At 69.2% G+C, this 16,139-nt stretch carries 18 protein-coding genes; 9 read left to right on the top strand and 9 right to left on the bottom strand.

Translation table 11 applies throughout. From position 1 onward, the window contains the following. Positions 1-8: 8 nt before the first annotated feature. The 5 genes from IEY36_RS23775 to IEY36_RS23755 form a co-directional block, all read right to left on the bottom strand. Positions 9-1,379: an MmgE/PrpD family protein gene (locus IEY36_RS23775; RefSeq protein WP_188971556.1), complete on the bottom strand. Its 1,371-nt coding sequence runs from the start codon at positions 1,377-1,379 to the stop codon at positions 9-11. 11 nt (positions 1,380-1,390) lie between these two features. Next, complete coding sequence (locus tag IEY36_RS23770; protein ID WP_188971554.1) at positions 1,391-2,365, bottom strand: hydroxyacid dehydrogenase; 975 nt, start codon at positions 2,363-2,365, stop codon at positions 1,391-1,393. An 8-nt stretch (positions 2,366-2,373) separates the two neighbouring features. Beyond that, positions 2,374-3,342 carry a Bug family tripartite tricarboxylate transporter substrate binding protein gene (locus IEY36_RS23765; protein WP_188971552.1) on the bottom strand — a complete coding sequence of 323 codons (969 nt, stop codon included), beginning with the start codon at positions 3,340-3,342 and terminating at the stop codon, positions 2,374-2,376. Positions 3,343-3,419: 77 nt separating this feature from the next. Continuing rightward, the gene (locus IEY36_RS23760; RefSeq protein WP_229681536.1) at positions 3,420-4,022 is read right to left on the bottom strand and encodes a thiamine pyrophosphate-dependent enzyme; all 603 of its coding nucleotides are present in this window, start codon (positions 4,020-4,022) and stop codon (positions 3,420-3,422) included. A 4-nt stretch (positions 4,023-4,026) separates the two neighbouring features. Next, positions 4,027-4,578, bottom strand: a complete 552-nt coding sequence (locus IEY36_RS23755; RefSeq protein ID WP_188971550.1) for a thiamine pyrophosphate-binding protein — start codon at positions 4,576-4,578, stop codon at positions 4,027-4,029. Between the two features lie 89 nt (positions 4,579-4,667). Here IEY36_RS23755 and IEY36_RS23750 point away from each other — a divergent pair, with 89 nt between their 5' ends. The 4 genes from IEY36_RS23750 to IEY36_RS23735 are packed head-to-tail and all read left to right on the top strand — an operon-like array spanning position 4,668 to position 7,616. Further along, on the top strand, positions 4,668-6,032 hold the full coding sequence (locus tag IEY36_RS23750; RefSeq protein WP_188971548.1) for an ethanolamine ammonia-lyase subunit EutB: 1,365 nt from the start codon (positions 4,668-4,670) through the stop codon (positions 6,030-6,032). After that, a complete protein-coding gene (gene eutC, locus IEY36_RS23745; protein ID WP_188971546.1) occupies positions 6,029-6,784 on the top strand; it encodes an ethanolamine ammonia-lyase subunit EutC in 756 nt (251 codons plus the stop codon). Before IEY36_RS23750 ends, eutC begins: the two co-directional genes overlap by 4 nt. After that, complete coding sequence (gene arfB / locus IEY36_RS23740; protein ID WP_373290343.1) at positions 6,781-7,209, top strand: alternative ribosome rescue aminoacyl-tRNA hydrolase ArfB; 429 nt, start codon at positions 6,781-6,783, stop codon at positions 7,207-7,209. Before eutC ends, arfB begins: the two co-directional genes overlap by 4 nt. After that, positions 7,206-7,616: an SRPBCC family protein gene (locus tag IEY36_RS23735; protein WP_229681535.1), complete on the top strand. Its 411-nt coding sequence runs from the start codon at positions 7,206-7,208 to the stop codon at positions 7,614-7,616. The genes arfB and IEY36_RS23735 overlap by 4 nt, the downstream gene beginning before the upstream one ends. A 90-nt stretch (positions 7,617-7,706) precedes the next feature. Here the strand turns inward: IEY36_RS23735 and IEY36_RS23730 are convergent, their stop codons facing one another. Beyond that, positions 7,707-8,441, bottom strand: coding sequence for an SDR family NAD(P)-dependent oxidoreductase (locus IEY36_RS23730; RefSeq protein ID WP_188971544.1), 735 nt, complete (start codon positions 8,439-8,441; stop codon positions 7,707-7,709). 129 nt (positions 8,442-8,570) lie between these two features. Here IEY36_RS23730 and IEY36_RS23725 point away from each other — a divergent pair, with 129 nt between their 5' ends. Both IEY36_RS23725 and IEY36_RS23720 read left to right on the top strand, forming a co-directional pair. After that, positions 8,571-9,836 (top strand): glycosyltransferase family 4 protein, encoded by a 1,266-nt coding sequence (locus IEY36_RS23725; protein ID WP_188971542.1) that lies wholly within the window; start codon positions 8,571-8,573, stop codon positions 9,834-9,836. Beyond that, positions 9,833-10,828, top strand: a complete 996-nt coding sequence (locus IEY36_RS23720; protein ID WP_188971540.1) for an asparaginase — start codon at positions 9,833-9,835, stop codon at positions 10,826-10,828. Before IEY36_RS23725 ends, IEY36_RS23720 begins: the two co-directional genes overlap by 4 nt. Positions 10,829-10,835: 7 nt before the next feature. On the opposite strand, the gene IEY36_RS23715 is transcribed toward IEY36_RS23720, so the two are convergent. The 3 genes from IEY36_RS23715 to IEY36_RS23705 all read right to left on the bottom strand — a co-directional run bounded on the left by IEY36_RS23715 (position 10,836) and on the right by IEY36_RS23705 (position 12,864). Next, the gene (locus IEY36_RS23715; protein WP_188971538.1) at positions 10,836-11,078 is read right to left on the bottom strand and encodes a hypothetical protein; all 243 of its coding nucleotides are present in this window, start codon (positions 11,076-11,078) and stop codon (positions 10,836-10,838) included. Positions 11,079-11,092: 14 nt separating this feature from the next. Next, positions 11,093-11,656, bottom strand: coding sequence for an HPF/RaiA family ribosome-associated protein (locus tag IEY36_RS23710; RefSeq protein ID WP_188971536.1), 564 nt, complete (start codon positions 11,654-11,656; stop codon positions 11,093-11,095). 107 nt (positions 11,657-11,763) lie between these two features. Then, complete coding sequence (locus IEY36_RS23705; protein ID WP_188971534.1) at positions 11,764-12,864, bottom strand: M20/M25/M40 family metallo-hydrolase; 1,101 nt, start codon at positions 12,862-12,864, stop codon at positions 11,764-11,766. 53 nt (positions 12,865-12,917) lie between these two features. Between IEY36_RS23705 and IEY36_RS23700 the strand changes: the two genes are divergently transcribed. The 3 genes from IEY36_RS23700 to IEY36_RS23690 are packed head-to-tail and all read left to right on the top strand — an operon-like array spanning position 12,918 to position 16,071. Beyond that, positions 12,918-14,042, top strand: a complete 1,125-nt coding sequence (locus tag IEY36_RS23700; RefSeq protein ID WP_188971532.1) for a pyridoxal-phosphate dependent enzyme — start codon at positions 12,918-12,920, stop codon at positions 14,040-14,042. A gap of 4 nt (positions 14,043-14,046) precedes the next feature. After that, positions 14,047-14,538, top strand: a complete 492-nt coding sequence (locus tag IEY36_RS23695) for a DUF6653 family protein (RefSeq protein WP_188971530.1) — start codon at positions 14,047-14,049, stop codon at positions 14,536-14,538. A 27-nt stretch (positions 14,539-14,565) separates the two neighbouring features. After that, a complete protein-coding gene (locus IEY36_RS23690; RefSeq protein ID WP_188971528.1) occupies positions 14,566-16,071 on the top strand; it encodes a M81 family metallopeptidase in 1,506 nt (501 codons plus the stop codon). Positions 16,072-16,139: the final 68 nt, after the last annotated feature.

The following is a 16,139-nucleotide window of genomic DNA, read 5'->3' as shown; positions in this document are numbered from 1 at the left end:
CATCATGATCATTCCGCGGCGCGCGCCTGATTGGCCACCAGCGGCACGATCCCCGGCAAGGCCGAGCCCTCCCACAGCTGTGCCAGAAGCGCCTTGGCCTGGGCCGCCCCCACCGCATCGGACGTCAGTTCCAGGAACTTGTCGGAGAGGTCCTGATCCGTCAGCGGCGCGTCGGGGTCACCCTTGCGCGTATGCTGGTGGCGGTTCAGCACGCGGCCATCCTTCAGCGTGATCGCCACCTTGGCCGAGCGCTTCGCCGGGAAGGCAGCGGCGCATTCGGCGTCGAGCGCCACCGTCACCTTGCCCATCAGCGCGCGGATCGCCGGGTCGGACAGCCGCGCGGGCTCAAACGCCGCCAGCCGCACGCCGCCATGAAGCAGCATCGTCGCGACGGTGAACTGGGTCGAGAAGCGGCAATCCTGCTCGGTCTGCGCGGTCGGCCGGTCGCATACATCCTTCGTCGCCTTGTAGCCGCCGACGGCGATCGAGACGACGTCCTCCGGCTTGAAGCCCACTTCAAGATGCAGATCGCGCACCGCATCGAGCGCGGCGAAGATATGCCCGCAGCAACCATGATTCTTGAAGGTCATGTCGGTGATGGCGAAGGGCTGGCCGATCTTCGCCAGCGACTTGTCCCACTTGCCGGTGTCCTCGCTGGTCGCGGCTGCGAAACCAGCGGGGCCATGCAGCACATCGAGCGCCCCGGTCATCCCCTTTGCCGCTGCCATCGCGGCCAGCGCGCCGGCCTCGGCCGCATGGCCCGGATGCAGCGGCTTCGACATGCCTTCGCCACGGAAGGCCTGCTGCAGCCCGCCGGCCATGGTCGCCGCGGTGGCGATGGCATGCGCCGTGCGGGTCGCGTCGCAATCCAGTAGCACGGCGACCGAAGCCGCTGCGCCAAAGGTGCCGACCGTGCCGGTCGTATGCCAGAAATTGTAATGCGACGGCTGCACCGCGAGGCCGATGCGGCAGGACACTTCATAGCCCGCAGCCATCGCGCGCAGCAGCGCTTCCATATCCGTCCCGCGCGCTTGCGCGGCGGCCAGCGCCGCCGCGATGGTCGGGCAGCCCGGGTGATAGACGGCGTAGCGATAGATGTCGTCGAACTCGACGGTATGCGACGCCGTGCCGTTGAGCAGCGCGGCATGGCGCACCGGCACGCGGCGGCCGGTCACGTAGCAGACCGCGCCGCCACCGCCGCGCGTCTCGTCCTCCAGCGCGGCGGACATCAGCGTCGCCGGTTCGCGCCAGGCGCCGGCGAGCAGGGCGGCGAACCAATCCACCAGGGCGCGCCGCGCATGATGCGCGACCTCGGCCTCGAGCGGGCGGGCCCTCCAAGTGGCGGCATGGTCGGCAAGGACGAGAAGCGGATTCGTCATGGTCGTGCTGCTCACGCGTTGCCGCGGAGCACCTCCTTGTTGATGACGACGTCGGGGTCGAGCTGGCCCTTGAGATGGGCGAAGATGCTCTCGGCGCAGGACAGCCCCATGCGCCGCGTGGATTGTTCGGTCGCCGCCGCGGAATGGGGCGAGACGACGACGTTGGGGAAGTCGAGGAAGGGAAGCTTGGTCGTCACCGGCTCCTCCCAGAACACATCCATGCCGACGGCGCCGAGATGGCCGGATTTCAGCGCATTGGTCAGCGCCGCCTCATCCACCAGCGTGCCGCGCGCGGTGTTGATATAGGCGGCACCCGGCTTCATCGCCGCGAAGAAGGTGGCGTTTACCATCCCGCGCGTCTCGGTGTTGGACGGGCAATGGGTGGTGACGATATCGGCGGCGGCCAGGCCTTCATGGAGCAGCTTCACCGGCTTGAACCCTGCACCCTTGATGGTGTTCTGCGGAATATAGGGGTCGTGGACCAGCACCTCCATCCCGAAGGCCTGGCACAGCCGCGCGACGCGCCCGCCGATCCGCCCGAATCCCACCACCAGCACCGTCAGCCCGGCGAGGTCGAGCGTGCGCAGCGACGGCTTCGGCCCCCAGTCGAGCGATTTGGTGTTGCGGTCGTAGTCGATGGTGCGCCGCGCCGTGGTCAGCATCAGCATCATCGCGTGCTCGGCGACCGAGACGGCGTTCGCATCCGGCGTGACCGTCAGCGGAATGCCGCGTTCGGTCAGCGCCTCGACATCCACCGCGTCATAACCCACGCCGTGCCGCGCGCAGATCTGCAGCATCGGCGCATTGGCGAGGAAGGCGCGGTCGATCTTCGTCGCGCGGACGATGATGGCATCGGCGGTCTTCATCGGCTCCGCCAGGGTCTCGGGCGTGACCGGGTCGAGCAGGGTGATGGTGTAGCCCGGCTCGGCGCGCAGCCGGGCCATGGCGTCGGGGTGAAGCGGGCGCAGGCAGACGACGTGCGGCATGGCGATTCCTATTCGACGGTGGCGCCGGAGATGCGGACAAGCTCCGCCCATTTCGGGATCTCGGCGGCGATGAAGGTGGCGAAGACCTCGGGCGTGGAGCCGACCGGCTCGCTGCCCTGCTGGGCGAGCTTCGTGCGCATGTCGTCCGTGCGCATCGCCTCCGCGATGGCCGCGGAGATCCGCAGCACGGCGGCCGGTGGCGTGCCGGCAGGCGCGAAGATGCCGTTCCACAGCGCCACCTCGAAGCCGGGGATGGTCTCGGCGATGGTCGGGACATCCGGCAGGAGCGAAGAACGTCGCGCGGTGGTAACCGCAATGGCGCGCAGCCGGCCGGCCTGGACATGGGCGACGACCTCGACCAGCGGCGCTGCCATCGCCTGGATCTTGCCGCCGAGCAGGTCGGTGACCGCTGGCGCACCGCCGCGATAGGAGACGTGCGTGACGTCGATCTCGGCCTTCGAGGCGATCATCGCCGCCGACAGATGCTGCGACGTGCCCGAGCCGGCATTGCCGAAATTGAGAGCGCCCGGCTGCGCCTTGGCGAGGGCGATCAGTGCCGGCAGGTCATGCGCCGGGACATCGGGATGCACCACCAGCAGGTTCGGGATGAAGGCGACCTGGCTGACCGGCGCGAAGTCCCGCAGCGGCTGGTAGGGCAGGTTGCGGTACAGCGCGACATTGGTGGCGTGGGTGGAACTGGTGCCCAGCAACAGCGTATGGCCGTCCGGCGCGGCCCGCGCCACGGCCTCGGAACCGATATTGCCGGCGGCGCCCGGGCGATTCTCGACCACCACGGGCTGGCCAAGCGCGGGGGCGATCGCCGCGGCCACCAGCCGCGCCGTGACATCGGAACTGCCGCCCGGCGCATAGGGAACGACGAGGCGAATGGGCCGGTCGGGCGTCCAGGACCCCTGGGCGAAGACCGGGCGCGTGGCCCCAAGGGCGGCGATCCCGGCGATCAGGCTGCGGCGATTCATGCGTCTGCTCCCTGTTGCTTGGCACCGGTCTTCGCCGGTTCACGTCATGACAGGGGGGCTTTCGCCCCCCTTCGGCGTCAGAGCTGGTGATGCGCCGCCGGGCCGAGGATGGCCTCGCGCATGCGGTTCTGGATGATCGAGCCGTCGCGCGGCGGCAGCACCAGCTTGTGGCTGCTGGCGTCGATCTTCACCACGGCGAAGAACGGGCCCTCGCCGGCATGGATCGCGGCGCGCAGAGCGGGCACTTCCTCCGGCTTGATGACGAACATCGTGTGCTTGAAGCCGGCACCCTTGGCCATCGCCACCAGGTCGACACCGTATTTGGTGGCGGTCTCCTGCATGCCGGTCTCGCCGTAATGCTCATTGTCCTGCACCACGATGGACAGGTTCTTCGGCTTCTTCACCGCGATGGTCGCGAGCGCGCCGATTCCCATCAGCATCTCGCCATCACCGGTGATCACCAGCACCTTGCGGTCCGGCTGAGCGAGCGCGAGGCCGAGGCCGATCATCGCCGCCGCCCCCATGCCGCCCCACAGCGGCAGGTTCAGCGGATGGTCGCCCACCGCCGTGATGTCCCAGCAGGGTGCGCCAAGGCCGGCGATGACGGCGAGGTCGCCGCGGTCGGCAAGCAGGGCGCGCGTCATCTCGCGCCGGTCGATCTTTCCGGATTCAGCCAGCATCGTCTCAGTCCTTCCCGAAGGTCTTGGCACCGATGACGCGCTGGCCGATCAGCGTCGCGGTCGGGCGGAAGGTGTTGAAGGCCATGCGGATGGTTGCATCCACGGTCGGCGCGATGTCCTCGGGCGTGTCGGCGCGCTTGACCAGCGTGCCCATGGCTTCGAGCACCGCCTGGGTGGCATTGCCCATCGGGATCTGCGCCGGGTTGAACTCGCCGAAATCGCCGCGCATCGTCACCAGCATCGGCATCGGGCAGCGATGGATGTGACTTAGCGACAGCATGTTGATGCAGTTGCCGACGCCCGAGGACTGCATCAGTAGCACGGCTTTGTCGCCGCCCAGCCAGGCGCCCTGCATCAGGGCGATGCCTTCTTCCTCGGTGGTGAGCGTGGTGACCGTGATCTCGTTGTCGGCCAGGCAGCGCTTGATCAGGCGGGAGTGACCGGCATCCGGCACCAGGCAGACCTGGCGGATCTCATGCTTCTTCAGCAGGTCATAGATCTGGTCGGGCCAGGCGGCGGCTGCGTCCGGCGCCTTGTCGATCGCGTTGGGATCCATTCGTTTCCTCGAAAATCGGCTCCAGAGCATCCTAGGGCGAGGCGAGAGGCTGGCAAGACCGCCACTCGGCGCGGCATCATGGGGCTACCATGCCCTTCACGCAGACCATCGGCGGCACGCGCTTCGTCTTCGACGACCTGAAAACCCTGCTGGCGCGGGCCACGCCGCTGCGTTCGGGCGACGCCCTGGCCGGGGTGGCGGCCGAGAGCGCCGCCGAGCGCATCGCGGCGCAGCGGGCGCTGGCCGACCTGCCACTCGCGCATTTCCTCAACGAGACGGTGATCCCCTATGAGGCCGACGAGGTCACGCGGCTGATCATCGACCGCCACGACGCCGCTTCCTTCGCCCCGGTGCGGCACCTGACCGTGGGCGGCTTCCGCGACTGGCTGCTCGCCGCCGACCCGGCGGCGGTCACCGCCTTGGCGCCGGGATTGATGCCGGAGATGGCGGCGGCCGTGTCCAAGATCATGCGCGTCGCCGACTTGATACAGGTGGCCGCGAAATGCCGCGTCGTCACGCGCTTCCGCAACACCATTGGCCTGCCGGGGACGCTGTCCATCCGCCTGCAGCCGAACCACCCGACCGACGATCCGCACGGCATCGCGGCGGGGGTGCTCGACGGGCTGCTGCTTGGTGCGGGGGATGCGGTGATTGGCATCAACCCCGCCACCGACAATGTCGAGGCGGTGATGCGCGTGCTCGACATGCTCGACCGTGTGCGTGACCGCTACGAGATCCCCACCCAGACCTGCGTGCTGTCGCATGTGACGACGACGATGCTGGCGATGGAACGCGGCGCCCCGGTCGATCTGGTGTTCCAGTCGATCGGCGGCACCGAGGCCACGAACACCTCCTTCGGCGTGTCGCTCTCGGTGCTGAAGGAGGCGCGGGAACAGGCGCTGGCGCTGGGCCGCGGCACGCTGGGCGACAACGTCATGTATTTCGAGACCGGCCAGGGCAGCGCCCTGTCCGCCGAGGCGCATCACGGCGTGGACCAGCAGACCATCGAGGCGCGCGCCTATGCGGTCGCGCGGGAATTCGCGCCGCTGCTGGTCAACACCGTGGTCGGCTTCATCGGCCCGGAATACCTGTTCGACGGCAAGCAGATCCTGCGCGCGGGCCTCGAGGACCACTGCTGCGGCAAGCTGCTCGGCCTGCCGATGGGCGTCGATGTTTGCTACACCAACCATGCCGAGGCCGACCAGGACGACATGGACACGCTACTGACCTGCCTCGCCGTCGCCGGCGTCACCTATGTGATGGGCGTGCCGGGGGCGGATGACGTCATGCTCGCCTACCAATCCACCTCCTTCCATGATGGGCTCACGGCGCGGGCGATGCTGGGCAAGCGCGCGGCGCCGGAGTTCGAGGCGTGGCTCGCGCGCATGGGCATCGGGCTCGACGCGGAACACATCCCCGCGCGACTGTCGCCGGCGCTGATCGGGCTGGCATGAACGCGCGCGACGATGCCGCGTTGAACCGGCCGTCCCACGCGCCCGCCCTCTGGCGCGACCTGCGACGCTTTACCGACGCCCGCGTCGGTTTGGGCCGCGCCGGTACAGCGGTGCCGACCGCGGCGCATCTCGACTTCCAGGAAGCGCATGCGCGGGCACGGGATGCGGTGTGGTCGGCGCTGGACGTGCCGGCGCTGGCGGCCGCGATCGGCCTGCCGGTGACGCTGGTGCACAGCAGCGCGCCGGACCGGCGAACCTATCTGCTGCGACCCGACCTTGGTCGCCGGCTGGCCGATGGCGTGACCTTGCCGCACGCGCCGGGCAGCGTCGCCCTCGTCGTAGCGGACGGCCTGTGCGCCATCGGCGTGCAGCGCCACGCGCCGGCCGTACTGCAACGCCTGCTGCCGATGCTGCCGTTGCCAGCGGGCCCGGTGGTGATCGCCGAACAGGCCCGCGTTGCGCTCGGCGACGACATCGCCGAGCGCATCGGTGCGGCCGCCGTGGTGGTGATGATCGGCGAACGCCCGGGCCTGTCCACCACCGACAGCCTGGGTCTGTACATCACCTGGGCGCCGCGGCGCGGCCGCACTGATGCCGAGCGCAACTGCATCAGCAATGTCCGCCCCGGCGGCATGGGCTATGACGACGCCGCGGCCAAGGCCGCCTGGCTGCTGCGTGCCGCGCAGGGGCTGGGCGCCACCGGTGTCGCACTGAAGGACGAGATGCCCGCCACCGCATTGCCCGCACCATGATGATCCGCGTCACTGCCCGCATCGCCATCGAGGAGGATGAGCTGCAGGAGGATTTCCTGCGCGCTTCTGGCCCCGGCGGTCAGAACGTCAACAAGCTGGAAACCGCAGTGCAGCTGCGGTTCGCGGCCATGGCCTCGCCTAACCTGCCGACGGCGGTGAAGGAACGCCTGGTCACGCTCGCGGGCCGGCGCATGACCAAGGACGGCGTGCTGGTCATCACCGCCCAGCGCCACCGCACGCGCGAACGCAACCGCGAAGATGCGCAGGAACGGCTGCTGGAACTGTTGCGCGAAGCCGCGACGCCGCCGCCGCCGCCACGGCGGGCGACCAAGCCGTCCCGCGCCGCCAAGGCGCGCCGCGTTGACGAAAAGACGCGCCGCGGCACCACCAAGCGCCTGCGCGGCGGCAAGCCAGGAGACGAATGATGCCGACTCGCGACAGCCGCACCCTGACCGTCCGCATCGAACGCGATGCCGGCATCGTCTATGCGTTCGCCTCGCAGCCGGAGAATTTGCCACGCTGGGCGGCCGGCCTGGGCCGTGGGTTGACGCGCGCGGGCGAGGGCTGGCTGGTGGAATCCCCTCTCGGTCGCCTGAAGCTGCGCTTCGCGCCGGCCAATGCCTATGGCGTGCTGGACCACGCCGTCACTTTGCCCGACGGCACGGAAGTCGATGTGCCGATGCGTGTGGTGCCGAACGCGACGGGGGCGGAGGTGATGTTCACCCTGTTCCGCCAGCCCGCCATGTCGGCGGAGGATTTCGAGCGCGATGCAGGCCTGGTCGCCGCCGATCTCAACACCCTGAAAGGCCTGCTGGAGGCCGGCCCTCGCTGACCGGCCATTGCCGCGGCTGCTGCATGAAGCGCTGGTGCTGCCAGTCGTTCATGCTTCGCATTAGGGCTGCGCGCGCCTGTCGCGGCCCTGTCAGCTCAGCATCTGCCCGCCATCTACGATGATGGTCTGCCCGGTCACCCAGCGTGCCAGCGGGGAGGCCAGGAACAGCACCACATCCGCCACTTCCTCCGGCTCGCCGAGCCGGCCGAACGGGATGCCCGCCAGGATGCGGTTGTACAGGGCCGGGTCATCCGTGCGCCGCCTTTCCCAGGACCCGCCGGGGAACTCGATCGAACCGGGCGCCACCGCATTCACGCGGATGCCGTCTGGCGCGTACATCGCCGCCTGCGAGGCGGTGTAGTTGATCACCAGCGCCTTCACCGCCGCATAGGCCGGCGAGCGCGTCGACGGCGCATAGCCCGAGATCGAGGTGGTGTTGACGATGCACCCCTTCGACGCGCGCAGGTACCCCAGCGCGGCGTGCGTCGCACGCACCGTCGCCATCACATCGACATCGATGCCGCGCTTCCAGGCTTCCTCGGTATCCGGCGCGCCGAAGCCCGAGGCGTTGTTGACCAGCACATCGATCCCGCCCAGCGCCTTGGCGGCCGCCTCGACCCAGCTGGCGATCTGGCCGGCATCGGCGAGGTCGGTCGGCTGGACATGGGCAATGCCCTCGGCCTTCAGCGAGGCGAGGCCTTCCGCACCACGCGCGCAGGCCGACACGGTCGCCCCCGCCTGGGTGAAGCCGAGCGCGATCGACCGCCCGATCCCGCGGCTGCCGCCCGCCACCAACACCCGCTTGCCTGCAAAATCGAAGCTCATCGTACACCGTCCCGTATCGTGGAGGCCGGCATCCTGGCCCGTCCCGCCACGCCCGGCCAGGGACCAGGTTGCCTGCCCGCCGGAATGCCGGCATCAAGCGACCAGGCGCGACAACGGGAGACGAGGCGCGTGGTCCAGGCGCTGTTCATCCACCAGAACTTCCCGGGGCAGTACCGGCACCTCGCGCCGCTCATCGCCAAGCGGAAGGGCGCCCGCGTCATCGGCCTCGGGGAACGCGCCAACCAGTCCCCGCCCGGCCCGATCCATATCCGCTATGCCGCGCCGGAAGGGGCGGGGGAGAAGACCCATCGCTACCTCCGCCCGGTCGAGGCGGCGGTGCGGCGCGGTCAGGCTGTCGCGCGCACGCTGGTGGGGCTGAAGCAGAAGGGCTTCGTGCCCGACATCATCTGCTGCCATCCGGGCTGGGGCGAGGGGCTGTTCCTGCGCGACGTGTTTCCCGATGCGAAGCAACTGCAATATTGCGAGTACTACTACCAATCGACCGGCGGCGATGTCGGCTTCGACCCGGCGCAGGAGGTCACGCTCGACGAGATGGCCCGCGTGCGCACATTGAACATGACGCAGACGCAGTCGCTGGAAGCGACGGATTGGGGCATTTCGCCCACGCTGTGGCAGCGCAGCCGGTATCCGGAATTCATCCGCGCCAAGACCTCCGTCGTCCATGAGGGCGTGGATGCGAATTTCGCGACGCCCAACGGCCCGTCCAACGTCAAGCTGCCCGATGGTTTCGTGGCCTCGAAGCAGGAGGAGATCGTCACCTTCGTCTCGCGCAACCTCGAACCCTATCGCGGCTTCGACATCTTCATGCGCGCCCTGCCCGAGATTCTCGCCCGCCGGCCCGGCGCGCATGCGGTGATCGTCGGCGGCGACGAGCGTGGCTATGGCCGCCTGCCCGCCGACGGGAAATCGTGGAAGGCGACAATGATGGCGGAGGTCGGCGACAAGCTCGACATGTCACGCGTTCACTTCACCGGGCGCATCCCGCATGAAGGGCTCGTCGCGCTGTTCCGTCTGACCAAGGCGCATGTCTACTACACCTACCCCTTCGTACTCTCCTGGTCGCTGGTCGAGGCGATGGGCTGCGAGGCGCTGGTCATCGGCTCCGACACGCCGCCGCTCGCCGAGGTCATGCAGCACGAGAAGAACGGCATCATGCTGCCCTTCTTCGACCATGCCCACATGGCCGAGGCGGTGGTCGACGCGCTGGCCAACCCCGATCGCTACATGCCGCTGCGCAAGGCGGCGCGCCGCACCATGCTCGAACGCTTCGACCTGCACGCCCATTGCCTGCCCCAACAGGTCAAACTGTTCGATGCGGTGCTGGAGGGTCGCCCCGGCACCGACGCCATCCCCCTGCCCGAGGCCACGCCATGACCTTCGTCCCCCTCGCCGAGATCCGCCGCGGCGGCATCCTCGAAAGCCTGCATCACGGCGTCGCCGTGGTCGCCGATGCGGATGGACACATCCTGCAATCCTGGGGCGACCCGTCCTTCGTCACCTTCCCGCGCTCCTCGCTCAAGCCGTTCCAGGCGATCCCGCTGGTGGAGACTGGCGCCGCCGATGCGGCGGGGCTGACCGAGGAACACCTGGCCCTCGCCTGCGCCTCCCACAGCGCGGAGGATTTCCAGGTCGCGCTGGTGCGCGGCTGGCTCGACCGCCTGGGCCTGACGGAGTCAGCACTGGTCTGCGGCCCCGACATGCCGCGCAGCCAGGCCGACCAGGCGGCGATCTGGCGCGCCGGCGGCGACCGGTCGCGCGTCTATCACAATTGCTCCGGCAAGCATTGCGGCTTCCTGACGCTGACCAAGCATCTCGGTGCGCCTGTCGCCAGCTACAATGATCCGGCGCATCCGGCGCAGCGCCTGTATCTCGAAGCCTTCTCGGAACTGCTCGGCGAGGATGCGGCGAAGCTGCCGCGCGGCACCGATGGTTGCGGCCTGCCGGCGGTCGCCCTGCCCATGGCGGCGATGGCGAAGGCCGCCGCGCGCTGGGCCGCGGCCAAGGTCGCAACCGAATCCCGCCGTACCGCGATCCGCCGCCTGCAATCCGCCATCCGCGCCTTTCCGGACCATCTGTCCGGACGTGACTCCGCCACGGGGAAGATCGTGCGCGCGACGCAGGGCCGCGTGCTGCTGAAGGGCGGCGCGGAGGGCTTCGTCGTCGGCTTCGTGCCCGAACAGGGCCTCGGCATCGCGGTGAAATTCGCCGACGGCGCATCGCGCGCGAAAATGGGTGTCTTCGCGACGCTGTTGGGCCGCCTTGGCCTGGTGGATGCCGCCGAAGCCCTCGCGCAGGCGGTGGAAGGCGAGATCCGCGACAGCAACGGCAATCCGGTCGGCTCGGTCGTCGCGACACTGCCGGCCTGACGACCCGCTACTCGGCCTCGCGGCCACCCAGTTCGGCGGCCGCGAGTACCTCCATCACCGCCACCACGCGGGGGGAGGGACTGCGGCGCGCCTCCCGCCACACAGCGTCATCGGCATCGAGCCGCATCACGGCTTCCTGCACCTCCGCCGCGGTGGGCCCGATCCGCAGCAGGTCGGCGAGCACGACCTCATCCACCGAGCCCAGGATCTCTCGGATATCCGCCGCGCCGGCGGGGGTGGTTCCCGACATCGTCCGATCCCCTCTCAGTCGTGACCGGCAGCCACGGCATGCACGGCACTGGCCTGCGGGCCCTGCTCGCCCTCGGTGACCGCGAGGCGCACATGGTCGCCAACGCGCAGCTTGCCGAAGGCGTTGTTCGCGACCGCATGGCGGTGGAAGTACACTTCCTCCCCATCGCCGGTCTCGATGAAACCGTAATCCCCGCCGGCGACGAAGCGGGCGACGCGGCCCGTGACGAGTACCGGTTCATGATGCTTCACCGAGCCGCCAAGCTTGCGGACATGGTCCTCGAGCCGCCGTGTCGCGGCGGCGAAGGAATCGCGTATCGCGACATAGGCGTCTTCATGCGCATGGTCCTGCGGGCCCTCATGGCCCGTGACGATGCGCCCCTGCGGGACGTCGAGCTCGACCCTCGCCTGGTACATCCTGCCTTGATGGTGATGCTGGTGCGGGGCCTCCACGGTGACGTGGCACCGCAGGATGAAATCCGCGAAGCGTTCGAGGCGCGCTGCCTTCGTGCGGATGCGCGCCTCCAGCGCCGGCGATGGGTCCATGCCCTTGAATGTGACCTGGAGCGGGATGGCCATTCAGTCCTTCCTCCCGTTGCGGCGCCGCGCGTCGGCTGCGCCATCATGCGATCGGCACACTGGCGCATCCGCCCCGTGCGGGCCTTGCGGAAGGTCAATCGCGCGGGTCAGGCGCCAGCTGAAAGCATCCTGCGGAACAGCGGCACCGCGGCGACGAGGTCCGCTACCGCAACGCATTCATGCGGCGTATGTGCCGTGCCGATGCTGCCCGGGCCGAGCACGATGCACGGCGCGAGTTCCTGCAATTCGCTGGCATCGGTGCCATAGGGCGCCGTGCGCGCCGCTTCGCCCGTCACCGAAACACCGAGGGCGATCAGCGGATGGTCCGCCGGCAGTTCGGGCGGCGTGCCCTCGCGCTTTTCGCTCAGCGTCACGCCGGCGCGCGCGGCGGCGTCCTTCACCGCAGCCTCGATGCCCGAATAATCGATCCGGCGACTGCGGCGGAATTTGATGCGCACGGTGGCCTTGGCGACCGTGACATTCACCGCCGTGCCGTGATTGTCGAGCACCAGGTTGAAGTCGGAAAACGGCGGGTCATAGGCCGCGTCGTGGAAGGCCGCGTCGTGCCGCAGCCGCTCGAACACCGTCTTCATCTCGGCGAGGAACGGGATCAGCGCCCAATTCGCATTCACGCCCTGCCCGGTCGAGGAATGCGCCTGCACCCCGGTCGCGACGGCGGTGTATTCGATATGGCTGCGGTGGCCGCGCACCGGCTTGAGGTTGGTCGGTTCCGCCACCACGATACCCTTCAGCCCCAGCGAGCGCGCAAAATCAGACGCGGCAATCGCGCGCGCCCCCTGCTTGCTGGTCTCCTCATCGGTGGTCAGCAGCAGCGTGACCGGCACATCCGCCGGCATGCCGCGGGCGGCAATGATGCAGGCGGCAACCGGCCCCTTCATGTCCACCGACCCCAACCCGTGCAGCACGCCATCGACCACCCGCGGCGTCCAGGGCGGGTTGGTCCAACTCGTCTCCGGCACCGTGTCCATATGGCCGGACAAGGCATAGCCGGCCTTCGGCCCGCGATGGGCGATCAGCACGCGCTTGGCCACGCCATTGGCGTCGGCATAGTCCACCGGGACGACGTCGAACCCGGTCAGCTCGGCGGCGATGCGCTCGGCCACCGGCAGGTTGGAGACGGAGGAACGGCTGTCGATCGCCACCAGATCGGCGGCGAGACGAAGGACGGCATCGGCATCTGCGTTCATGCCGCGCAGCATCCCTTGCCGTCGGCGCGCGGGCAAGCGAGGCTCCGCCCATCATGACCGACATCGCTTATCTCGACCCCCGCACGGGGCGCACCTATCCGCTCGACACGCCGCGCTGGTGCGGGGATGACCAGGCCCCGCTGCTGCTGACGCCGCTGCCCGGCATCACCCGCGCCGCCATCGTGCCGGAGGAACGCTCGCTGTGGCGTTACGCCGCCACTCTGCCCTTCATCCCCGACGACCCGATCAGCATGGGGGAGGGCTGCACGCCGCTGGTGCCGCGCGTGATCGGCGGCGCCTCGGTGCTGCTGAAATGCGAATGGTTCATGCCGACAGGCTCGTTCAAGGACCGTGGCGCCTCGGTGATGCTCTCGCTGCTGCGCGCGCAGGGTGTCACGGATGTGCTGGAGGATTCCTCGGGCAATGGCGGCGCGGCGGTCTCCGCCTATGCCGCCGCGGGCGGGATGAACGCCACCATCTTCGTCCCCGCTAGCACCTCCCCGGCCAAGACCGTGCAGTCGCGCGCCTCGGGCGCGACGATCCAGCTCATCCCTGGCAGCCGGCAGGATTGCGCGGATGCGGCGCTCGCCGAATCGGCGCGCATTTTCTACGCCAGCCACAACTGGCATCCCTTCTTCCTGCAGGGCACGAAGACGCTGGCCTATGAACTGTGGGAAGACCTCGGCTTCGTCGCCCCGGACAACGTCATCGTGCCCTGTGGTGCGGGCTCGAACGTGCTCGGTTGCGGCATCGGCTTCGCGGAATTGCTCCGCGCCGGGGAGATCACTCGCTTGCCGCGCATCTTCGCCGCCCAGCCGGCGAATTGCGCGCCAATCGCCCGCGCCTTCCTGGGCGAGCCGCCGGTCCCCGCCCAGCCCACCATCGCCGAGGGCACCGCCATCGCCCAACCGTTGCGTACCGCCGAGATCAGCCAGGTGCTGACCGAATGCGGCGGCGGCGTGGTGATGCTGTCCGAGGAGGAAATCGCCGCCTCGACGCTCGAACTGGCCCGCACCGGCATCTATGTCGAACCGACCTGCGCCCAGGCGGCGGCCGCCTTCGCGCGGCTGTTGGTGGCCGGGACCATCCGCGCCGATGAGACGACAGTGGTGGTGCTGACCGGCACCGGGTTGAAATCCACACCGCGCATCGCGGAACTGCTCGGCGTCACGATCTGATGGCGTGACGCTCGAACGCCGCATCGCCGCAGCCTTCCGCATGGATGACGCCACTTGGGCGCGCCATGCAAATCCCTGGTCCGGCTGGACACGGTTGACGGCGCTGCCGCTGCTTGCCCTGGCGGGGTGGAGCCGTGTCTGGATCGGCGGCTGGTGGCTGCTTGCCCTCGCCGCCGCCCTGGCCTGGATCTGGTTCAATCCGCGCCTGTTCCCACCGCCGGCGCGGCAGGATGCCTGGATGACGCGCGGCGTGCTGGGGGAACGCCTCTGGCTCGCCCGCGACACCAGGCCCGTGCCTTCGCATCATCGCCTGCTGCCGAACATCCTGTCGGCCATCGCCGGGGCCGGCGTCCTGCTCGCCATCCTTGGCGTCACCCTGCTGTCGATCTGGCCGACCGTCATGGGCATCGTCGTCGCCATGCTGGCGAAGTTGTGGTTCCTCGACCGCATGGCCTGGCTGCACGCCGAAGCCGCGACGGGCGCGGGGTCGCCCTGACCGGGCCATCGTGGCTATGATCGCGCCATGACCACGCCGCGCATCGCCCTGCTGGGCTTCTCCATCGAATGCAACCGCTTCGCCCCACCCGCCGGACGCGCCGAATTCACCGGCCGCTGCTACCTGCTGGGCGATGAGGTCGTCACCGACGCCCGTAGCCCCGCCCCGCGCGCGCTGGCGGAAATGCCAGGCTTCGTCGCTGACATGGACGCCGCCGGCCCGTGGCATCCCGTGCCGATCCTGCTCGCCATGGCCGAGCCGAACGGACCGGTCGAAGCGCCCTTCTTCGCCGAGATGATGGCGGTCTGGCGCCGTGGCCTGGAGGCCGCGAAGGGCAAGGTCGATGGCGTCTATTGCGTGTTGCACGGTGCGGGATTGACGACCGACGACCTCGACCCCGAAGGCACGCTGCAGGCGCTGATCCGCGAGATCCTCGGCGACATCCCGCTGGTCTGTTCCTACGACTTGCACGCCAATGTCTCGGACCGCATGGTGGCGAGCACGGATGCCTTCGTCGGCTACCGCACCAACCCGCATATGGACATGCGCGAATGCGGCGCGGAGAGCGCCCAGCTGCTACGCCGCCTGTTGGCCGGCGAACATTTCGTCCGCGCCTTCCGCCGCCTGCCGATCGTCGCGCCCACCGTCTCGATGCTGACGGCGCAGGGGCCTTACGCGGAGGTGATCAACCTCGGCCAGGAACTGGCGGCGAAGGATCCGCGCATCGCCAACGTCTCGGTGATGGGCGGTTTCGCCTATGGCGACACGCCATTCAACGGCATGGCGGTGATCGTCACCGCGACCGATGCCGCTGCCGCCGAGGCGCTGGCCGATACGCTGGCCCACGCCGCCTGGGACCGCCGCGCGCGCTTCGTCGCGCATCTGACGCCACTTGACGAGGCGGTGCGCCGCGCCAAGGAAAGCCCGATTCCGCTCGCCTTCGCCGATGTCGCCGACAACCCCGGCGGCGGCGGTCGCGGCAACACCACCTGGATTCTCGAGGCCTTCCATAAGGCGGATGTGCAGGGCGCGCTGATCGGCATGCTGCTCGACGCGCCGCTCGCCGTTGAAGCCCATGGCCTCGGCGTCGGCGCCCGCTTCACCGCCCGCTTCAATACCGACATGGCGCCCGACGACCCCTTCAGCAAACGCTTCGAAGCCGAAGCGGTGGTGCGCGCCGTCTCGGACGGCAAGGTCACCGGCCGGCGCGGCATCTATGCCGGCACGGCGATGACGCTCGGCCGCATGGCCTGCCTGCAGATCGGCGGGCTGTCGGTGGTGGTGGCCGAGGGCCGCGCGCAATGCGCCGACCCGGTGTTCTTCGAACATCTCGGCCTCGACATCGGCGCGGCGCGGGCCGTTGTGGTGAAGTCGCGCGGCCATTTCCGCGGCGGCTTCGACGAATTCTTCGGCCATGACCAGATCGTCGAGGTCGATTGCCCCGGCCTGACCTCCCCCATCCTGTCGCGCTTCGACTGGAAGCACTTGCCGCGCCCGGTGCTGCCCATCGACGCCGAGGCGCGCTGGCCTTAGAGCAGATCGCGCCTGGCTGGAATCAGCCGGGCGCGTGAAGATGCTCGAACAAGAAAAGACTTGGAGCG

It is taken from the genome of Neoroseomonas lacus (genome assembly GCF_014644535.1).
GTDB lineage: Bacteria > Pseudomonadota > Alphaproteobacteria > Acetobacterales > Acetobacteraceae > Neoroseomonas > Neoroseomonas lacus.
Note: the sequence above shows the minus strand (reverse complement) of the source record. Positions and strands in the feature narration are given on the sequence as shown.